This is a genomic window from Streptomyces sp. NPDC058464 (assembly GCF_042721035.1).
Classification (GTDB): Bacteria; Actinomycetota; Actinomycetes; order Streptomycetales; family Streptomycetaceae; genus Streptomyces.
In genome coordinates, this window is the sequence record NZ_JBHXMA010000024.1 from 161,931 (window position 1) to 180,847 (window position 18,917).

The 18,917-nt window shown below is 72.8% G+C and carries 14 protein-coding genes; 7 read left to right on the plus strand and 7 right to left on the minus strand.

Features of this window, described 5'->3' with window-relative positions; genetic code table 11:
• Window positions 1-161: 161 nt before the first annotated feature.
• Both ACFWPQ_RS29610 and ACFWPQ_RS29615 read right to left on the minus strand, forming a co-directional pair.
• Window positions 162-1,235 (minus strand): LCP family protein, encoded by a 1,074-nt coding sequence (locus tag ACFWPQ_RS29610; RefSeq protein WP_384041275.1) that lies wholly within the window; start codon window positions 1,233-1,235, stop codon window positions 162-164.
• Between the two features lie 301 nt (window positions 1,236-1,536).
• Window positions 1,537-2,292: a TIGR03089 family protein gene (locus ACFWPQ_RS29615; RefSeq protein WP_384041206.1), complete on the minus strand. Its 756-nt coding sequence runs from the start codon at window positions 2,290-2,292 to the stop codon at window positions 1,537-1,539.
• A 129-nt stretch (window positions 2,293-2,421) separates the two neighbouring features.
• On the opposite strand from ACFWPQ_RS29615, the gene ACFWPQ_RS29620 reads away from it, so the two are divergent.
• Both ACFWPQ_RS29620 and ACFWPQ_RS29625 read left to right on the plus strand, forming a co-directional pair.
• Window positions 2,422-3,957 carry an N-acetylmuramoyl-L-alanine amidase gene (locus tag ACFWPQ_RS29620; protein WP_384041209.1) on the plus strand — a complete coding sequence of 512 codons (1,536 nt, stop codon included), beginning with the start codon at window positions 2,422-2,424 and terminating at the stop codon, window positions 3,955-3,957.
• 184 nt (window positions 3,958-4,141) lie between these two features.
• The gene (locus ACFWPQ_RS29625; RefSeq protein ID WP_384041212.1) at window positions 4,142-5,224 is read left to right on the plus strand and encodes a sugar phosphate nucleotidyltransferase; all 1,083 of its coding nucleotides are present in this window, start codon (window positions 4,142-4,144) and stop codon (window positions 5,222-5,224) included.
• A 215-nt stretch (window positions 5,225-5,439) separates the two neighbouring features.
• Here the strand turns inward: ACFWPQ_RS29625 and ACFWPQ_RS29630 are convergent, their stop codons facing one another.
• The 4 genes from ACFWPQ_RS29630 to ACFWPQ_RS29645 all read right to left on the minus strand — a co-directional run bounded on the left by ACFWPQ_RS29630 (window position 5,440) and on the right by ACFWPQ_RS29645 (window position 9,452).
• Window positions 5,440-6,450 carry a DNA-3-methyladenine glycosylase family protein gene (locus ACFWPQ_RS29630; protein WP_384041215.1) on the minus strand — a complete coding sequence of 337 codons (1,011 nt, stop codon included), beginning with the start codon at window positions 6,448-6,450 and terminating at the stop codon, window positions 5,440-5,442.
• A gap of 141 nt (window positions 6,451-6,591) precedes the next feature.
• Window positions 6,592-7,962, minus strand: coding sequence for a coenzyme F420-0:L-glutamate ligase (locus ACFWPQ_RS29635; protein WP_384041217.1), 1,371 nt, complete (start codon window positions 7,960-7,962; stop codon window positions 6,592-6,594).
• Window positions 7,959-8,918, minus strand: a complete 960-nt coding sequence (gene cofD, locus ACFWPQ_RS29640) for a 2-phospho-L-lactate transferase (RefSeq protein ID WP_384041220.1) — start codon at window positions 8,916-8,918, stop codon at window positions 7,959-7,961. The genes ACFWPQ_RS29635 and cofD overlap by 4 nt, the downstream gene beginning before the upstream one ends.
• 33 nt (window positions 8,919-8,951) lie before the next feature.
• The gene (locus ACFWPQ_RS29645) at window positions 8,952-9,452 is read right to left on the minus strand and encodes a cysteine dioxygenase (RefSeq protein WP_384041222.1); all 501 of its coding nucleotides are present in this window, start codon (window positions 9,450-9,452) and stop codon (window positions 8,952-8,954) included.
• A gap of 630 nt (window positions 9,453-10,082) precedes the next feature.
• Here ACFWPQ_RS29645 and ACFWPQ_RS29650 point away from each other — a divergent pair.
• The 3 genes from ACFWPQ_RS29650 (at window position 10,083) to ACFWPQ_RS29660 (ending at window position 15,730) form a co-directional block, all read left to right on the plus strand.
• Complete coding sequence (locus ACFWPQ_RS29650) at window positions 10,083-10,346, plus strand: WhiB family transcriptional regulator (protein WP_003975777.1); 264 nt, start codon at window positions 10,083-10,085, stop codon at window positions 10,344-10,346.
• A 204-nt stretch (window positions 10,347-10,550) separates the two neighbouring features.
• Entirely contained in the window at window positions 10,551-14,243 is a 3,693-nt protein-coding gene (locus tag ACFWPQ_RS29655; protein WP_384041224.1) for a glycosyltransferase, read from the plus strand.
• On the plus strand, window positions 14,240-15,730 hold the full coding sequence (locus tag ACFWPQ_RS29660; protein WP_384041226.1) for a DUF5719 family protein: 1,491 nt from the start codon (window positions 14,240-14,242) through the stop codon (window positions 15,728-15,730). The genes ACFWPQ_RS29655 and ACFWPQ_RS29660 overlap by 4 nt, the downstream gene beginning before the upstream one ends.
• 36 nt (window positions 15,731-15,766) lie before the next feature.
• On the opposite strand, the gene ACFWPQ_RS29665 is transcribed toward ACFWPQ_RS29660, so the two are convergent.
• Window positions 15,767-16,219, minus strand: a complete 453-nt coding sequence (locus ACFWPQ_RS29665; protein ID WP_361287333.1) for a metallopeptidase family protein — start codon at window positions 16,217-16,219, stop codon at window positions 15,767-15,769.
• Between the two features lie 278 nt (window positions 16,220-16,497).
• Here ACFWPQ_RS29665 and ACFWPQ_RS29670 point away from each other — a divergent pair, with 278 nt between their 5' ends.
• Window positions 16,498-16,923: a DUF3499 domain-containing protein gene (locus tag ACFWPQ_RS29670; protein WP_217550991.1), complete on the plus strand. Its 426-nt coding sequence runs from the start codon at window positions 16,498-16,500 to the stop codon at window positions 16,921-16,923.
• A gap of 188 nt (window positions 16,924-17,111) precedes the next feature.
• Complete coding sequence (locus tag ACFWPQ_RS29675) at window positions 17,112-18,728, plus strand: L-lactate permease (RefSeq protein WP_384041279.1); 1,617 nt, start codon at window positions 17,112-17,114, stop codon at window positions 18,726-18,728.
• Window positions 18,729-18,917: the final 189 nt, after the last annotated feature.

Genomic DNA, 18,917 nt, shown 5'->3' on the forward strand with positions numbered 1-18,917 from the left:
CAGGACGGACCTCGCGGCCGGGTGCACCGGAGCGCTCACACTATCCGCCCAGTTCAGCGTCGAGTGACGCCAGTGACAAATTCATCCTCCCTACAAGCGGGCAATCCGTCTCATTTAACTGACAATGAACGGCGCGGAAGTTCGCCGCCTTGGCGTGTGCTTTACGTGCACCTGTCCTCGGCGGCGGTGTTACCGCGAAACGTGGGCGTCGTGGAGTTTCCGTCGGAGGGATCGTCCTTCTCGCCCGTGACGTAGTCGGCGACCTTCACGGGCGCGTCGGCCCGCAGCAGTGCGAACAGCGCGTCCGCCTTGGCCGCCTTGAGCTGATCGCGGTTGGAGTCGTACACATACGGCTCGCGCGGGACGGTGAGGAACTGCACATGCTCCGTGGGGATGCCCCGCAGCCCGCGTACGAGCTGGTACAGGCCGCGCAGACTGGCCAGTTCGGGATCGGTGGTGAGGGCGGAGGTCGCCGAGTCCAGCAGCGGATAGAGCTTCGCCGGGTTCAGCAGCACGTCACTGCTCTGCACCTTGTTGACGAGCGCCCCCAGGAACTGCTGCTGCCGGTCCATCCGCCCGGTGTCACTGCCGTCCCCGAGCGACTTGCGCGCCCGTACGTACCCCAGCGCCTGCTCCCCGTCGAGCGTGACCCGCCCGGCGGGCAGCCGCAGCTTCGCCGCCTTGTCGTCGATGGGCTTCTTCAGGCACACCGTCACCCCGTCGATCGCGTCGACCATGTCCTTGAACCCGCTGAAGTCGACGACGGCGTAATGGTCGACACGGATGTCCGTGAGTTTCTCCACCGTTCGCACGGTGCAGGCCGAACCCCCCACCTCGAACGACGAGTTGAACAGCGTGAACGAGGGCTCGCTGCGCCGCCCGTCGCCGCGCAGACAGCCGGGCACGTGCACCATCAGGTCCCGGGGCAGCGAGACGGCGGTGGCGCTGCGCCGGTCGCGGGCGAGATGCAGCAGGATCGTGGTGTCGGACCGCTGGGTGCCCGAATCCTTGCCGTAGCGACGGTTCCCGTCCCCGGCGCGGCTGTCCGACCCGATGAGGAGGATGTTCTGCGCGCCCCGCACCAGCTCGGTGGGCCGCTCCCGCTCGTACCGGGCGAGCTCGGCGGCGGCCGCGTCGTCGGCCGTGATGTTGTGACTGAGCTTCGCGTAGAGGGCCCAGCCGCCACCGACGGCCCCGAAGAGCAGCACCCCGGTCCCGAGGGCCACCCCCCGTATCCAACGCCGCCGCCTCCGCCGGGCAAGCCCGTGCCCGGTGGCGGATGCCCCTACGACGTCGGTCACCCCTCAACAGTGCCTCGGGGCGAGGGCGGGGGCGGCGGCAACTACTCCAGGCGGGTGAGTGGTCCCACCAAGGGGCAGTGACTGCTTACGCGGGACGAGTGGTCCCACCAAGGAGCAGTGACTGCTTACGCGGGGCGAGTGGTCCCACCTTCTTGGGGGCGCGGGGCCGTATCGATCTGCGGCTCCGCCGCGTGGGCGCGACCAGCCCCCACTCAGCCGCACCCGACGAACGACCTCACCGCGCCGACGCGGTCACCCGCTCACTCTCGATCCGCTTCGCGATCCCTTCCTCCCCCAGCTCCCCCAGATGCCGGCACAGCACCACCGACCCCCCGACCGCGAGCGGCGCGTACAACCCCGCGCTCAGCCCCTCCCACGTGTCGTACCCCAGCCCCGACAGCAACCGCGACCCCGGCCCGGTCAGGTCCAGCCCCGCCGCATCCCCGAGCGCCCGCTCCACGACCTCGGCCCCGCTCAGCTCCGCCCCCGCCACGATCAGCGCGGGCTCCTCCGGATCCACGGGCGAGAACGGCACGAACCGGTCCCCCTGGCTCGGCACCTCGACGGCGTAGTCGACGAACCCCTCCGGCGGCTGCGGGAACCGCCCGCCCAGCGGCCGCAGCGCGAGAGCGACCCGCTCCCCCCGGCACGCCCGCGCCGCCTCCAGCGAGTCCGGCCCGCTGACGACGACGTCGGCCGCCGCCGGGTCCCCGGCCACGTCGGCGATCACGCCCACCGACGAACAGGCCAGCAGCCACACCGCCGTCTGCCAGTGCGCCGGCAACAGCAGAGCGACCCGGTCACCCGGCCCCGCCGCCAGGTCGCCCTGCAGCAGGTTCGCCGTCTTGGCCACCCAATTGGCGAAGGTGGCCACGGACAATTCGACGCGCTCGCCCGTCGCGTCGTCGTAGAAGGTCACCAGGGGGCGTCCGGGATCCGCGGCGAGCGCGGAACGCAGCAGGTCGGCAGGGGTGCGATCGGTGGCGTTCACCCGCGCAAGGGTACGCCGCGCCCGCTGCCCGCACCGCCTGGCGGGGCCACCGGTTCGGCGTAACCGGACCCGACGGACCGTCAATTCCCCGATGGGCAGGTTTGTCTGACTGTGTTCAATATCAGGGGCATGCGTGGATTCCTGACTTGCTCGATCGGCGTCACCTGCGCGGCGGCTCTCACCCTCCCGCCGGCCGTGCTCAACGCGCCGTCCGCGTCCGCGGCCGCCGCACCGGCGGACCGGACCACGACGGCGGCCCTCCCCGGCAGCACCCAGTCGCTGCCCCTCGCCCCCCGCGCCCGTGAGCGCGTCCTCGGCCGGGCCCCCGAACAGGGCGCGTACAGCACCGACGTACGCCACTTCTCACTCGTCGGCGTCGTCTGGGACAACCCCGGAGCCGAACTGCACGGCCAGGTCCAGGTGCGCACCCGGTCCGCCGCCACCGGCGACTGGTCGGGCTGGCAGGACATCGACACGCACAACGCCGACCACGGCGCCGACCCGGACACGGCGGAGGCCGCCTCCGGCCGGGTGCACGGCGCCACCGCGCCCCTGTGGGTGGGCGACTCGGACGGAGTCGACGTACGGGTACGCGCAGACGCCGACGCAGACGCAGACGGGGACACCAACGCAGACGGGGACACCAACGCAGACGGGGACACCAACGCAGACGGGGACGCCAACGCAGACACCAACGCAGACGCAGACACCAATGCAGACATCAACGCAGACACCAGCGCAGACCTGGACGCCGACCTGGACGCCGACACCGGCGACGACTCCGCCCCGCGCGACAGCGGCCCCGGCCCCGGGCCCGGTGTCGGACGCGACCTGCTCCCGGCGGGCCTGCGCCTCGAACTCGTCGACCCGGGCGAGGCGATCCCGTCCCAGGGCCCGCCGGCCGACAGCCCCCGTACCGACACCGCGGCCGACGCGGCGGCCGCGGTCAACGCCGACCTCGTGTCCTTCGCCGCCGCCGAGATCCCCGCGCTGAGCCGGGAGGACACCGAACGCGAACTCGGTCAGCTGAGCGGCGCCGAAGCCCCGCTCGCGAAGCCGTACATCGGACCGCGTCCGAGGATCGTCACCCGCCACGGCTGGGGCGCCGACGAGTCGCTGCGCGAGAAGGGGTTCGTCTACACGGGGAAGATCAAGGCGGCCTTCGTCCACCACACCGCCACCGGCAACGGCTACCGCTGCTCCGAGGCCCCGTCCGTCATCCGCAGTATCTACCGCTACCACGTCGTGAGCATGGGCTGGCGGGACATCGGCTACAACTTCCTCGTCGACAAGTGCGGAACCATCTACGAGGGCCGCGCCGGGGGAGTGGCGAAGGCCGTCAGAGGCGCCCACACGCTCGGTTTCAACAATCACAGCATGGGGATCGCGGTGATCGGTACCTACGGCTCGCACAAGCCGTCCGCGGCCGCCGTGACCGCCGTCGCCAAGCTCACCGCGTGGAAGCTCGGACTCTTCGGTGCCAATCCGAAGGGAAAGACATATCTGAAGTCCGGGGGTGGCAATCTCTACCCAAAGGGGAAGAACGTACGACTGAACGTGATCTCCGGCCACCGGGACGGGTACGCCACCGAATGCCCAGGCGCCAAGCTCTACGCCAAGCTCGGCTCGGCCCGGACCAGCTCCGCGCACCTGCAGGGACGCTGAGAACACGTCTGCAGGGACGCTGAGTACGGGGGCCGCGTTCATCGCCGTCGGGGGCAGTCGGGGGAAACCGCACACCCATGCCGCGTGGCATCGCGCGGCCGTCGAGGGCGCCGTCGCACGGTCTGCATACACTGGCCGGCCGACAGAGAGTTCGGCCGGTCCCGGCAGGAAGCAGAGACGACAGGTGACAGAAGCGATCCTCCTGGTCGGCGGCAAAGGCACCCGGCTGCGCCCGCTCACGGTCCACACGCCCAAGCCGATGGTCCCGGCGGCCGGCGTGCCGTTCCTGACGCACCAGCTGGCCAGAGCCAGAGCGGCGGGCGTGGAGCACATCGTCCTCGCGACGAGCTATCTGGCGGACGTCTTCGAACCGTACTTCGGCGACGGCGCGGCGCTCGGCCTGCACATCGAGTACGTCACCGAGGAGGAACCCCTCGGCACCGGCGGCGCGATCCGCAACGTGGCCGCCCGGCTGCACTCGGGCCCCGACGACCCGGTCCTGATCTTCAACGGCGACATCCTGACGGGCCTGGACATCGGCGCCCTGGTGGCCACGCACGAGTCGACCTCGGCGGACATCTCCCTCCACCTCACGCAGGTGACCGACCCTCGCGCGTACGGCCTCGTCCCCACCGACGGGACGGGCAGGGTGCTGGCCTTCCTGGAGAAGCCCCAGACCCCCGAGGAGATCGTCACCGACCAGATCAACGCCGGGGCGTACGTCTTCCGCCGCTCGGTCATCGACACGATCCCGGCGGGCCGCCCGGTGTCGGTGGAGCGCGAGACCTTCCCCGAGCTGCTCGCGGCCGGCGCCCATCTCCAGGGCATGGTCGACTCCACGTACTGGCTGGACCTCGGCACGCCCGCGGCCTTCGTGCGCGGCTCGGCGGACCTCGTCCTGGGCCGCGCCCCGTCCCCGGCGGTCCCCGGCCGCTGCGGCGACCGCCTCGTCCTCCCCACGGCCCGGGTGGCGGCGGACGCGAAGCTGACGGGGGGCACGGTGGTGGGCGAGGGTGCGTTCGTGGCGGAGGGCGCGCGGGTCTTCGGCTCGACGATCCTGCCCGGCGCCGTGATCGAACCCGGCGCCGTCATCACCGACTCCCTGATCGGCAACCGCGCCCGCGTCGGCGAACGCTCGGTCCTCACGGGCACGGTGATCGGCGACGGCGCGGTCATCGGCGCCGACAACGAACTGCGGGAGGGCGCCAGGGTGTGGTGCGACGCGATGATCCCGGCGGGGGCGGTGCGGTTCTCCTCGGACCAGTAGGGGGTGGTTGCCGGAGTCGTCCGGCTGCGGGCGCGTGGGGGTTGCTCGCGCAGTTCCCCGCGCCCCTTACGGGGCGCTTCACAGCCACCCAGCTGCGGGCAGGCGTGCCGCAGGGCGGCACGGGTGGGCGCTGGGGGTCCCCCGGCCGAAGGCTGGGGGAGGCACCCTGCCAGCGCCGGTAAGCGTCCCCACCCCCCGCCCCACCGCCCCGCACATCACAACCGCCCGATATCCCCCCGCGGCATCCGCGGCGCCCGCCTCGCCGGCGTATGCCCACTCAGCAGAATCAACCGGGCCGCCCGATGCCGCTGCCCCGCATACGGCTCGAGCAGCCGCAGCATCACCTCGTCGTCGGCATGCCGGTCCCCGGCCAGCGCCCACCCCACGATCCCCGGCAGATGCAGGTCCCCGACCGTCACCGCGTCCGCCGCCCCATGACTGCGCTGTACGGTCTCCGCCGACGTCCACGGCCCCACCCCCGGCACCACCTCCAGCCGCGCCTGCGCCGCCTCCGCCGTCATCCCCACGGCCTGCTCAAGCCGCGCAGCGACCCGTACCGCCCGCAGAATCGTCGAGGCCCGCTTGTCGTCGACCCCGGCCTTGTGCCACTCCCAGGAAGGAATCAGCGCCCAGGTGCGGGGCGTCGGCATCACCCACATCGGCCGCTCACCCACCCCCGCGGGGCCCGGCGCCCGCTCCCCGAACCTCCGCACCAGCAACCGCCAGGCCCGGTAGGCCTCGTCGGTCGTCACCTTCTGCTCCAGGACCGACGGAACCAACGACTCCAGCACCAGCCCGGTCCGCGTCAGCCGCAGCCCCGGCCGCCGATGCAGGGCCGCCGCCACGACCCGGTGCCGGGGCACGAACGCGGACGGGTCGTCGGCGGACCCGAGCATCTCCGGCAGCTGCTCCAGCAGCCAGTCGGCCCCCGGCCCCCAGGCCTCCCCGCGCGCCTCACCGCCGTAGACGGCGACCCGCAGCGTCCCCGGCCCGGCGGGCGTCAGACTGGCCCGCCACACGGACCCGTCACGGGTGGCCCGGAAGGTCGGATCCCCGGGCCCCCGGCGCAGTGGCCCCAGCACGAGCCCCAGATCAAGAGCCCCGCCCGGCTTCCACACCCGAACCCGCCCGGGCGCGACAGCCTGCCGAGGCACGCCGGCAGGCACGACAACCTGCCCACCCCGCACAGTCACACGCGTGGGCCGAGGAGCAAACCGACCAGCCATCCAAGGAATCCTAGGCCTCAAGCGCCCTGTTTTGAGGGGCGCGGGGAACTGCTTTCAGGGGCGCGGGGAACTGCGCGACAAGCCACACTCAACCGGCACCCGCCCGCCTACGCGTCCTCCCGGACCGGTAGGCGCACAAAGTCACCGCACCTCGATGAAGTCCCCCACCTTCCTCTCGGCCCTCTCCCGCGGCTCCTCCGCAGCCTTCCCCACCGCAACCGCCCCCATCGGATCCCACCCCGCCGGAAGCGCGAGCACCTCCCGCACCACATCCCGGCAGAACATCGTCGACGACACCCACGCCGACCCCAACTGCTCCCCGGCCAAGGCCACCAGCAGGTTCTGCACCGCGGCCCCCGCCGCGACCACGAACATCTCCCGCTCGGCCGCGTCGCGCCGCGGATCCCCGTACGTGTGCGACCCCTCCATCACCAGGCACGGCACGACCAGGTACGGCGCGTTCCGCAGCACATCGCCCCGCCGTACCCGCTTGGCGATGGACTCCTCCGACTTGCCGTCCTTCCTCAGGTCGGCGATCCACGCGTCCCGCATCGCGTCCAGCAGCCCGACGCGGGCCTCGGCCGACTCCAGCAGCACGAACCGCCACGGCGTCGTGTGATGCGGCGCCGGCGCGGTCACGGCCGCGGCGACCGCCCGCCGTACCGCTCCGGGGTCGACCGGGTCGTCGGTGAAGGCCCGCACCGTCCGCCGCAGGGTCACCGCCTCCCGGACCGCCTCGGACGTCCCGAGCCGGAACATGTCGCTGCCCGCGTCCCGGACCAGCGCCCGCGCGCCGTCCTCGTCCTCGTCGCCGGCGTCCGCCACGACGTGCGCGAGGCCCCGCACCACGGCGACCGGCATCCCCGTCGCCTTGCCCTTCACCAGGTCGCCGGCGGCGGCCAGCTCGTCGGCCGTGGCGACGACCGTCGCGACCAGCGGATTGCCGTACGCGTCCACGCCCCCGCGCAGGTCGTCCAGCACGTCCACGCCGGCGGCGCCGATGGTGACGTCCGTGAGCCCCGAGCGCCAGGGTCGCCCGAAGGTGTCCGTGACGATCACGCCGACGTTGACGCCCAGCGCGTCCCGGAGGCCCGCGCGGACGGCCCGGGCCGAGGCGTCGGGATCCTCGGGCAGCAACAGCACGGTCCCGGCCGGGGTGTTGGACGCGTCCACGCCCGCCGCGGCCATGACCAGGCCCTGCCGGTTCTCCACGATCCGCAGGGGCCCGCGGCGGGCGACCACCCGCACGGTCTCGGCGTCGATCGCCGCCTCCCGGTCGGCCGCCTCGACGATCCGGCCCTCGGCCTTGGAGACGATCTTGGAGGTGACGATCACCACGTCCCCGTCGGCCAGCCCCGGCTCCGCCGCGGCGATCAGCTTGGCCAGGTCGTCGCCCTGCTGGACCTCGGGGATCCCGGGCAGCGCCCACACCCGGTACGCGGGCACCGCGTCGGCCGCGTCGGCCGCGCCCGCGGTTTCGGTCGTGCCGGTCGTGCCGGTCGCGTCGGTCATGCCCCGCGCACCTCCTCGGCCAGCGCCAGCGCCTCCCGGGCCATCTGCGCGGCCGCGTCCAGGTCGGTCATCATCAGCGGTACGGCCCGGCAGCGGATGCCGGCCGCCTCCACGCGCGCGACGCTGCCCTCGTCCACGGAGTCGACGAGCCAGCCGTCCAGCAGCCCGGAGCCGTAGTGCTCGGCGACCGCCGCCGCCGTCGACTCCACGCCCACCGCCGCGAGCACCTTGTCGGCCATCCCGCGCACCGGCGCGTCCCCGACGATGGGGGAGAGGCCCACCACGGGCACCCCGGCCGCGGCGATCGCCTCCCGGATGCCGGGCACCGCGAGGATCGTGCCGACGGAGACCACCGGGTTGGACGGCGGGAAGAGGATCACGTCCGCCTCGGCGACGGCCTCCAGGACGCCGGGCGCCGGCTTGGACTGCTCGGCGCCGACGGGCACGACCGCCTCGGCGGGGACGCCGGCCCGCAGCCGTACCCAGTACTCCTGGAAGTGCACCGCCCTGCGCTCGCCGTCGACCTCGACGGCCACATGGGTCTCGACCCGGTCGTCGGTCATCGGGATCAGCTTCACGCCCGGCTTCCAGCGGTCGCACAGTGCCTCGGTCACCGCGCTCAGCGGATAACCGGCGCCCAGCATCTGGGTGCGCACGATGTGCGTCGCGAAGTCCCGGTCGCCGAGCCCGAACCAGTCCGGCCCCACCCCGTAGGCGGCGAGCTCCTCCTTGAGGTGGAAGGTCTCGTCGGTCCGTCCCCAGCCCTGCTCCTCGTTGATGCCGCCACCGAGCGTGTACATCACCGTGTCGAGGTCCGGACAGACCTTCAGCCCGAAGAGGTGGATGTCGTCCCCGGTGTTGCCGATGACGGTCACGTCGGCGTCCGGCACGGCCTGCTTCAGACCGCGCAGGAACCGGGCACCGCCGATACCGCCTGCCAGAACCACAATGCGCATGCGCCAAGTCTTGCAGGCGGGTCCGACAACGCGTCACGCAGTCACGGGACGGGCCTCGCAGGCCGCGGCGGCCGCCGCGTGCATGGGCATCTCGGTCAGGCCCGGGTAGTAGACGTGCAGGCTCACCGCCGGCTCCAGCGCGTCGTTCACGACCTCGTGCACGTACCCCGGCGCGAACACCCGTTGTGCACCGGCGCCCAACGCGCGCGTGCCGCGCTCGGTGCGTTCGGTGAGCGTGCCCTCCAGGACGGTCAGCACGCCGGAGGAGCGGCCGTGGTCGTGCAGCCCGCTGCCCTGTCCGGGCACCCAGGACAGCAGCCACACCTCGTAGCCGGGGCCGGTGCGCAGCCGGTGGTACCAGCGGCTGGTCGCGTCGTACTCGACGAGGTGCGCCCACTGCGCGCGGTCGGCGGCGATCGCGCGGGCCAGGCCGACGAACTCGGCCACGGTGACCGGGTGCTCGCGCGGGGGCTGCAGCAGGTGCTGCACCTCGAGGATGTCGCCGGCGATCTGGAGGTCGTTGTCGCTGTTCATGGGGGTGCGGTGGTTCCTCAGTGAAGAAGGTCAGCGGGGAACGAAAAGCAAAAACCGAGTCCGGGGGACTCGGTCTGCGGCTGGAGCGGGAGCGGTCGGATACGACTACGACTGCGGCTCAACAGCTGCGACAGCAACAGCTACAGCGTGCGCGGGCAGCACCGTGGGACCCGGCGGTGCGGGTCGAGGTGAGCGCCAAGTTCGCGAGCATGCCCACAAGGACATCGGTTCACACCTCCCGTGTCAACTCGGCGCCCGGTATGTGGGACATGGTTCACCTCATCCGGTTCATCTCGCTGCCGAAAGGTTTGTTCAGTAAGCGCCCGGGACACATGGCGCACAACCGGGCGCGCGAGCCACTTCGGAACGCGATCGAACATCTGGGCGTCCTTCTCCGTACAAGCTCTGTATGGGGTCGGGTGCCCGCGCGGGGCGTCGTCTGCGTGTCAAGGTTTATGGCGATTTGAACACTTTCCGCTTGGCCTTGGTTCCGCAGAGTGAATAACGGGCCCAATAGCAGATCTCGGCTTGACTCGCCCGGAGCAGCACACTTGTAATTTCACTCGTGTCGTTCAGCCGAAATCGGCAACGGCCACGCACGGGGACGTGAAAGACAGACGAGGGGCGCACATGACCGAGCTGGTGCAGCAACTGCTGGTCGACGACGCGGACGAGGAACTCGGCTGGCAGGAGCGCGCGCTGTGCGCCCAGACCGACCCCGAGTCCTTCTTCCCCGAGAAGGGCGGCTCCACCAGAGAGGCCAAGAAGGTCTGCCTCGCCTGCGAGGTGCGCTCCGAGTGCCTCGAGTACGCCCTCGCCAACGACGAGCGGTTCGGTATCTGGGGCGGGCTCTCCGAGCGGGAGCGCCGCCGCCTCAAGAAGGCCGCCGTCTGACCGGCGAGGGCTGCGGTCCGGAGCGGACGTCCATCCAACGCACACATCTGAGCTGCGCGAACGGCCCGTCGCCGGTGGGTTATCCACAGGCGGCGGGCCGTCGACATGCCCAGCCGATAGTGTGGGCGCTCGTCCGAGACGCCTCGCCGCCACCAGCGGGCGCAGGAGTCCACCGCAGTCCATCGAACCGGGGCCCGTACCTCGATGTCCGTGCACAGCCACACGGCAGCCCAAGACACGGCTGCCACAGCGGGGTTTGACCCGACCCGCCCGCCCGAGTTCCCGCGTCACGTGGTGACCGCGGTCCTCGTCTCCCACGACGGTGCCCGCTGGCTGCCCGCCGCGCTCGCCGGGCTGCTCGGCCAGGAGCGCCCCGTCCAGTACGCGGTCGCGGCCGACACCGGCAGCGCGGACGACTCCGCCCAGCTGCTCACCGAGTCCCTCGGTGACGCCAACGTCCTGCATCTCGCCCGCCGCACCGGCTTCGGCCAGGCCGTCGAGGAGGCGAGCCGCACCGCGCCCGTCCTCACCCCGGACGACCTGCCGTACCTGAAGCGGCCCAGCGGCTGGGACCCGGTCACCCGCCAGTGGCGCGACGACGCCTACGACATGCCCGAGCTGCCGTACGGCGAACCGGTCCAGTGGCTGTGGCTGCTGCACGACGACTGCGCCCCGGAACCCGGCGCCCTGACCCAGCTGCTCCGGGTCGTCGACAACGAGCTGGAGCTGGGCCGCGACGACGTGGCGGTCGTCGGCCCCAAGCTGCGCGGCTGGTACGACCGCAGGCAGCTGCTCGAGGTCGGCGTCACCATCGCCAACTCCGGGCGGCGCTGGACCGGCCTGGACCGCCGCGAGCAGGACCAGGGCCAGCACGATCACGTGCGGCCCGTGCTCTCCGTCTCCACCGCCGGCATGCTGATCCGCCGCGACGTCTTCGAGGAGCTCGGCGGCTTCGACCGCAGGCTGCCCCTGATGCGCGACGACGTCGACCTGTGCTGGCGCGCGCACAACGCGGGACACCGCGTCCTGGTGGCCCCCGAGGCCGTCGTACGGCACGCCGAGGCCGCCTCCCGCGAGCGCCGCGCCGTCGACTGCGCCGGCCGCACCACCGCCTCCCCGCACAAGGTCGACAAGGCCGGCGCGATCTACACCCTGCTGGTCAACGCCCGTACGGCCACCCTGCCCTGGATCATGCTCCGCCTGGTCCTCGGCACCCTGCTGCGCACCGTCGCCTACCTCGTCGGCAAGGTCCCCGGACAGGCCCTCGACGAGATCCGCGGTCTGCTGGGCACCCTGCTGCGGCCCGAGCGGATCATCGCCGGGCGGCGCAGGCGCGGCCGCTCCCAGCTCGACAAGGGCGAGCTGCGCCCCCTGTTCCCGCCGCCCGGCGCCACCGTCCGGGCCACCGTCGAGCAGGTCGCGGGCAACCTCTTCGGCGGCGACGAGGAGATCTCCGCGGCCGGCCGGCACGGCGGCGCGGTCGAGTCCGGGCCCGGCGGCGACGACGCCGACTTCCTGGAGATCGAGCAGTTCGCCCGCCTCAAGCGCATCGCCCGCAAGCCGGGCCCGGTGCTCTTCCTGGTGCTGCTGCTGATCTCGCTGGCCGCCTGCCGGGCCCTGCTCGGCTCCGGCGCGCTCGCGGGCGGCGCCCTGCTGCCCGCCCCGGGCACCGCGAGCGAGCTGTGGTCGCGCTACCTGGACGCCTGGCACGCGGTCGGCGCCGGCGGCACCCCGGCCGCGCCGCCGTACCTCGCCATCGTCGCCGCGCTGGCCTCCCTGCTGTTCGGCTCCACCGGGCTCGCGGTCACCGTGCTGCTGGTCGCCTCGGTACCGCTGGCCGGGTTCACCGCCTACTTCGCCTCCCGCCCGCTGGTCACCTCGCGCCTGCTGCGCGCCTGGGCGGCCATCGCCTACGCCTTCCTGCCCGCCGCCACCGGCGCCCTCGCGGGCGGCCGCATCGGCACCGCCGTCCTCGCGATCCTGCTGCCGCTGATCGCCCGCGCGGGCGTCGCGGCCGGCGGCCTCGCGAGCTCCTCGGGAGCGCGCGGAAGCTGGCGCGCCACCTGGGCGTACGCCCTGCTGCTCACCATCACCACCGCGTTCACGCCGATCGTCTGGCCGATCGCCCTGGTCCTCGGCCTCGCCGTGCTCGCCGTCCGCCGCGCCGACCTGGTCGCCTCCGGCCTGCGGCTGCTGATCCAGCTCGGCACCCCGCTGCTGGTCCTCGCCCCCTGGTCGCTGACGCTGCTGCCGTTCGGCTTCTTCAAGGAGGCCGGGCTCGAGTACGGCTCCTCGGCCGCCTCCGCCCTCGACCTGCTCGGCGCCAGCCCGGGCGGCCCCGGCACGGTCAACGGGCTGATGCTCGTCGGCGTCGTCCTGGCCGCGCTCGCCGCCCTGCTGCGCTCCGAGCGCCAGTCGGCCATCCGCACCGCCTGGGCGGTCGCCCTGGTCGGCCTGGTCTTCGCGGTCCTGTCGAACAAGTCCACCTGGGCGGGCCCCGCGACCCTCGTCTACGCCATCGCGATCCTGTCCGCCGCCGCGCTCGGCGCCGACGGGGCACGTTCGCGCGTCGCCGAGCAGAGCTTCGGCTGGCGCCAGCCGGTGGCCGCCCTGATCGCCTTTGCCTCCGCCGCCGGCCCGCTGCTGCTCGCCGCCGGCTGGATGATCGCGGGCGCCGACGGCCCGGTCGAGCGGCGCGACCCCGCCCAGGTGCCCGCCTTCGTCGCCGAGGACAGCACCACCACCGACCAGGTCCGCACCCTCGTCCTGGACAGCGACAGCACCGCACGCGTGTCCTACATGCTGGTGCGCGGCTCCGGTGCCCGCATGGGAGACGCCGAGGTCACCGCCGCCGACGGCGAGAACGCCACGCTCGACAAGGTCGTCGCCAACCTGGTCGCCGGCTCCGGCGCCGACCAGGCCGACCAGCTCGGCGGGTTCGCCGTGCGCTACGTCCTCGTCCACAAGGGCGCACCGCGCGACATCACCCGTGTGCTCGACGCCACGCCCGGCCTGTCCCGGCTCAGCCAGCAGAACGGCGGCGCCCTGTGGCGCGTCGACCAGCAGGTCTCCCGCGCGACCATCGTCTCCGCGAACGGCTCCGGCACCCCCGACTCCGTCGCCGCCGGACCCGTCGACATCCACACCACCGTCCCGACCGGTGCCGACGGCCGCATCCTGCGCCTGGCCGACTCGGCCTCCGAGGGCTGGACGGCCACCCTGGACGGCAAGCCGCTCACCCGCACCACCGTCGACGGCTGGGCCCAGGGCTTCGAGCTCCCCTCCTCCGGCGGGAAGCTGGACGTCACCTACGACACGCCGTTCACCCACACCGCCTGGCTGTGGGCACAGGGCGCGCTCGCCGTCGTCCTGGTCGTCCTCGCCCTGCCCGGCCGCCGCCGCGACGTCGACGACGACCTCCCCGAGGAGCAGCCGGTCACCGCCCAGGCCGCCGAGGGCGAGGGCCGCCGCGCCCGCCGCCTGCGCGCCCAGGCGGAGGCCGAGGAGGAGGCACAGGAGGGGCACCAGGAGACCCCGGAGGACACCGGCTTCCCGGCGGCGGAGGAGGAGGAGTCCCCGGCCGCGGTCCCGCACCAGCAGTCGTACGACGAATGGGACCCCGCCTCCTACCCGGCGGCCGACGGCTACGACACCGGCTACGCCGACCCGTACCAGGGTGCCGACGCAGGCACCGGCCAGTACCGGACCGGCGGCTACGACCAGCAGACGTACGACCCCTACCAGACCGGCCAGTACGACCCGTACGCCTACGGCGGGCAGCAGGGGCAGGGCGGGTACGACCCGACGTACCAGCAGGGCTACGACCCCGCCTATGACCCGGCCGCCCAGCACCCCGACGGCACCGGCGGCGAGCACCACGACGGGAGCCAGCAGTGAACCGCACCACCCTGTCCCTGCTCGCCGGCACGGCCGCCCTCGCGGCGGTCACCGGGTTCGCCGCGCTCGACCCGCCGGCCACCACCCCCGCGCACACCGCGGAGGCGGCCGCCCAGCTGCCCGTGGAGCGCACCACACTGCTGTGCCCGGCGCCCAGCCTGTCCGACATCGCCGACACCTCGTACACGTCGTTCACGCCCGTCACCAAGGGCGCAACGAGCGACGGAAAGGCCGAACTCCAGGCCGCCACCGAGCAGTCGGCGGACGGGACGGGCGGCGGCAAGAAGAAGGCGGCGAAGCCCGTCCTCACCCCGAAGACGCCCGGCACCCCGGCCACCGGGGACACCTCGGGCGCCGACGGGCCCGCCTACGTCGGCACCGCCGAGGGCAAGTACGCCCCCGGCTGGACGGTCCAGGAGACCACCGAGGTCGCCGCGGGCACCGGGCGCGGCCTCCAGGGGGTCACCTGCACGACGGCCGACACCGACTTCTGGTTCCCCGGCGCCAGTACCGCCGCGAGCCGTACCGACTACGTGCACCTCACCAACCCGGACGACGGCGCAGCCGTGGTCGACATCGAGCTGTACGGCAAGGACGGCCAGCTCAAGTCCACGGTGGGGGAGGGCATCACGGTCCAGCCGCACGCCAGTGAGCCGGTCCTGCTGTCCACGCTCACCGACGAGCGGCAGACCGACCTGACCGTGCACGTGAGCGTGCGCAGCGGCCGGGTCGGCGCGAGCGTGCAGGCCCTGGACGACAAGACCGGCGGCGACTGGCTGGCCGCCTCCGCCGACCCGTCGGGCAGCCTGGTGCTGCCCGGCATCCCCAAGGACGCCACCGACGTCCGGCTGATCGCCTTCACCACCGGCGACAACGACGCGGACCTGAAGGTGCGCCTCGCCTCCCCGGACGGCACGATCACCCCGGCAGGCAACGAGACGCTGCACGTGAAGTCGGGCATGACCACCGCGACCGACCTCGGCGACGTCACGCGCGGCGAGGCGGGGTCGCTGATCCTCACGCCCAGCGACCAGTCCGTCCCGATCGTGGCCGCCCTGCGCGTCACCCGCGGCAAGGGTGCCAACCAGGAGACCGCGTACATCCCGGCGACCGCGCCGGTCGGCACGCGCGCGACGTCCGCCGACAACAGCGGCAAGGGCACCACCCTCTCCCTGACCGCCCCCACCGCGACCGCCCAGGTCAAGGTCACGGCGTCGGCGGGCAGCGGCGGCGGCACGGCGGTCTCCAAGACGTTCACCATCAAGTCGGGCACCACCCAGAACGTCGACGCCCCGGTCCCGTCCGGCCTGAAGGGCACCTACGCCCTGACCGTGGAGACGGTCTCCGGCGGCCCGGTCTACGGCGCCCGTACCCTGGCGGCCACCGAGGACGGCGTCCCGGGCTTCACGATCCAGACCCTCCCGGACGACCGCGGCACGGTGGCCGTACCGGAGGCGGACCAGGACGTGTCGGTGCTGCAGAAGTAGGTGCGAGGTCGCCGGGTGGGCTCGGTGGGAGGGGGCTCAGTCCTCGCCGTACCGGGGATCGACCGTCTCCGGGGTGAGGCCGAGCAGCTCGGCGACCTGCTCCACGACGACCTCGTGCACCAGCGCGGCCCGCTCGTCGCGCCCCTTGGTGCGGATCTCGACCGGCCGCCGGTAGACGACCACCCGCGCCCGGCGTCCCTCGCGCGCGGGAATGATGCCGCCCAGCGGCACCGCCTCGTCGTCCCAGCTGTCGCCGTGCCGATCCTGGAGCCGGGGTACTTCGAGGACCAGGAAATCGATGTCGGCGAGCTGTGGCCAGCGCCGCTCCAGTCGCTCCACGGAGTCCTGCACCAGGTCCGCGAACACGTCGGCGCGGCTCGCGGCCAGCGGCACCTGAGGTGGTGCGATCGGCCCGCGCATGCCCCGACCGTGGCGATCGCGTCGACGAGGCCCGGGGCCGGCGGCACGGGGCGGTACACGGTTGTCCATCACTGGTGAAGCGTAGTCCTCGCGGGCTTCGGCCGCGCCGCCCCACGCACCGGGACCGCCCGGTACGGCATGTCGCAGGATGACCATTCCAGCCAAGGTTGGGCTCGTTTCCATATCTTCACGAGACCGGCGAGCTCAAGGCAATTGACGGTGTTTGTACAGACTCGTGACCGGATGCGGCGCCGACCATGACCCCGGACGACCCCTTCCGCGCAGGTCAGCAGGGCGTGTCCGGAGGGGTGTGTGGGGCGTTTCACAGTCCGACACGGTGGAGTGACCTGGGGGAGAGTCGTCGCGGCCCGCTCAAGAGTGCGGTACCGTCCAACGTCGTGAGCCCTGTACGTCGCTGTTCGCGAACCGCCTGCGGCCGACCCGCCGTCGCGACGCTGACGTACGTCTACGCCGACTCGACCGCGGTCCTCGGCCCGCTCGCCACCTACGCCGAACCCCACTGCTACGACCTGTGCGCCGAGCACTCCGAGCGCCTCACCGCCCCGCGCGGCTGGGAGGTCGTCCGGCTCCTCGACAGCTCCGCTCCCGCACGTCCGAGCGGGGACGACCTGGAAGCCCTCGCGAACGCGGTGCGCGAGGCGGCTCGCCCCCAGGAGCGGGCGGCCGGAGCGGGCGGCGGCGGTCGCGGGGCGGACCCGATGGAGGTCGCGCGCCGCGGCCACCTGCGGGTGCTGCGGTCGCCGGACAACTGACGTCTCCCCGGGCCCACCGCTCATTCTGTCGCCTTCCGGTTGTTTTCCGATTGCCCTCCGGTTGCCTTTCATGCGCGCGCATTCCCGTGCTGCACACCCATTGACGCGCGCTTGTCATGGACGCGACCATTCCGGGTGACCGTCGGCGGGAAATCGCTTTCCGCATGCCGGAACCCGGGGAGGCGCCCGTGTACGTCCAGGAACTGGAACCCGTCGCCGACTCGCTCGGCCTGTCCGCCCTCGTCGCGGCCCTGCCGCTGCTGATCGTCCTGGTCCTGCTCGGCGGGGTCCGCGTGAAAGCGCACCTGGCGGGCCCGAGCGGCCTTCTCGCGGCCGTACTCGTCGCGCGGCTCGCCTACCGCATGCCGCTGGACCAGACCCTCTCCAGCGCCGCGCAGGGCGCCGCGTTCGGCCTGTTCCCCATCCTGTGGATCGTCGTCAACGCCCTGTGGGTGTACCGGATGACGGTCCGCACCCGCCACTTCGACGTCCTGCGCCGCTCGTTCGGGCGACTTTCCGACGACCCGCGCATCCAGGCCCTCGTGGTCGCCTTCTGCTTCGGCGCCCTCCTCGAGGCGTTGGCCGGATTCGGTGCCCCGGTCGCGATCTGCTCGGTGATGCTCGTCGCCCTCGGCTTCGACCCGGTCCGCGCGGCCGTGGTCTCCCTGGTCGCCAACACCGCCCCGGTCGCCTTCGGCGCGATGGGCACCCCGGTGGTGACGCTCGCTCAGGTCACCGGTCTGCCCCTGGACTCGGTCGCCTCCGTGGTCGGCCGCCAGACCCCGCTCCTCGCCCTGGTGGTGCCGCTGGTGCTGGTCGGCCTGGTCGACGGCGTACGCGGGCTCCGAGAGACCTGGGTGCCGGCCCTGGCGTGCGGAGTCGCCTTCGCCGTCGCCCAGTTCGCCGCCTCCAACTACCTCTCCGCCCAACTCGCCGACATCTGCGCCGCCCTGGCAGGCGCGGCCGCCCTCCTCGCCGTACCGCACGCGCGCGTACCGGCGACCGAGGAGGTCCGCGTGGCCGTCCTCACCGGCGCCCGCAGCGCCGACCTGGACGTGCGCGACGAACGGCCCCAAGTCCTGCGCGCCTACGCCCCGTACGCCCTGATCATCGCGGTCTTCTCGGTCGCCCAGATCCCGCCGGTCAAGGACTGGCTGACGAAGGCGAACCGGGTCTACGACTGGCCCTTCCTGGACGTCGTCAACCCCAAGGGTGAACCGGTCGGAGGAAATCTCTTCACCTGGCCGATCGTCGCCACGGGCGGCACGCTGGTCCTGTTCGCCGGCATCGCCACGGCGGCCGTCCTGCGCGTGCACGCGCGCGTGGTGGTCGCGGAATGGGCGGCGACCGTACGGGAGTTGCGGTACGCCATCCTCACCGTGACGTCCGTCCTCGCCCTCGCCTACGTCATGAACCTCTCCGGACAGGCCGCGACGATCGGCCACTTCGTGGCGGCGGCGGGTGTGGGTCTGGCCTTCCTCTCCCCGGTCCTCGGCTGGTTCGGCGTCGCCGTCTCCGGCTCCGACACCTCGGCCAACGCTCTCTTCGGAGCCCTCCAGGTGAGCGCCGCCCACGAGTCGGGCCTCTCCCCGGAACTCCTGGCGGCCGCCAACAGCTCCGGCGGCGTGCTCGGCAAGATGGTCTCCCCGCAGAACCTCACGATCGCCTGCGCGGCGGTGGGCCTGGCGGGCCGGGAGGGGGACCTGCTGCGCAGGGTGCTGCCGTGGAGCCTCGGACTGCTGCTGGTGATGTGCCTGATCGTGGTGGCGCAGAGCGGGCCGGTGCTGAGCTGGATGCTGCCGTGAGCCACCGGCTTCGACCGACCGCAACCGACTTCGACCGACCAGACCGACCAGACCGACTATGACCGACCACGACCGACCGCAACCGGCTTTGACGCACCGCATCGGCTTTGACGCACGGCGACCGGCTTCGGCCAAGGGCAATCGGCGTCGACGGAGGGCTTCCGGCATCGACGCACGGCTTCCGGCATC

What these genes read in the sequence shown, in the direction of transcription:
- ACFWPQ_RS29630 (WP_384041215.1), bottom strand. Translation starts at nt 6,450, where the DNA reads ATGGCTGGTCGGTTTGCTCCTCGGCCCACGCGTGTGACTGTGCGGGGT.
- cofD (WP_384041220.1), bottom strand. Translation starts at nt 8,918, where the DNA reads ATGCGCATTGTGGTTCTGGCAGGCGGTATCGGCGGTGCCCGGTTCCTG.
- ACFWPQ_RS29655 (WP_384041224.1), top strand. Translation starts at nt 10,551, where the DNA reads ATGTCCGTGCACAGCCACACGGCAGCCCAAGACACGGCTGCCACAGCG.
- ACFWPQ_RS29635 (WP_384041217.1), bottom strand. Translation starts at nt 7,962, where the DNA reads ATGACCGACGCGACCGGCACGACCGGCACGACCGAAACCGCGGGCGCG.
- ACFWPQ_RS29645 (WP_384041222.1), bottom strand. Translation starts at nt 9,452, where the DNA reads ATGAACAGCGACAACGACCTCCAGATCGCCGGCGACATCCTCGAGGTG.
- ACFWPQ_RS29620 (WP_384041209.1), top strand. Translation starts at nt 2,422, where the DNA reads ATGCGTGGATTCCTGACTTGCTCGATCGGCGTCACCTGCGCGGCGGCT.
- ACFWPQ_RS29650 (WP_003975777.1), top strand. Translation starts at nt 10,083, where the DNA reads ATGACCGAGCTGGTGCAGCAACTGCTGGTCGACGACGCGGACGAGGAA.
- ACFWPQ_RS29665 (WP_361287333.1), bottom strand. Translation starts at nt 16,219, where the DNA reads ATGGACAACCGTGTACCGCCCCGTGCCGCCGGCCCCGGGCCTCGTCGA.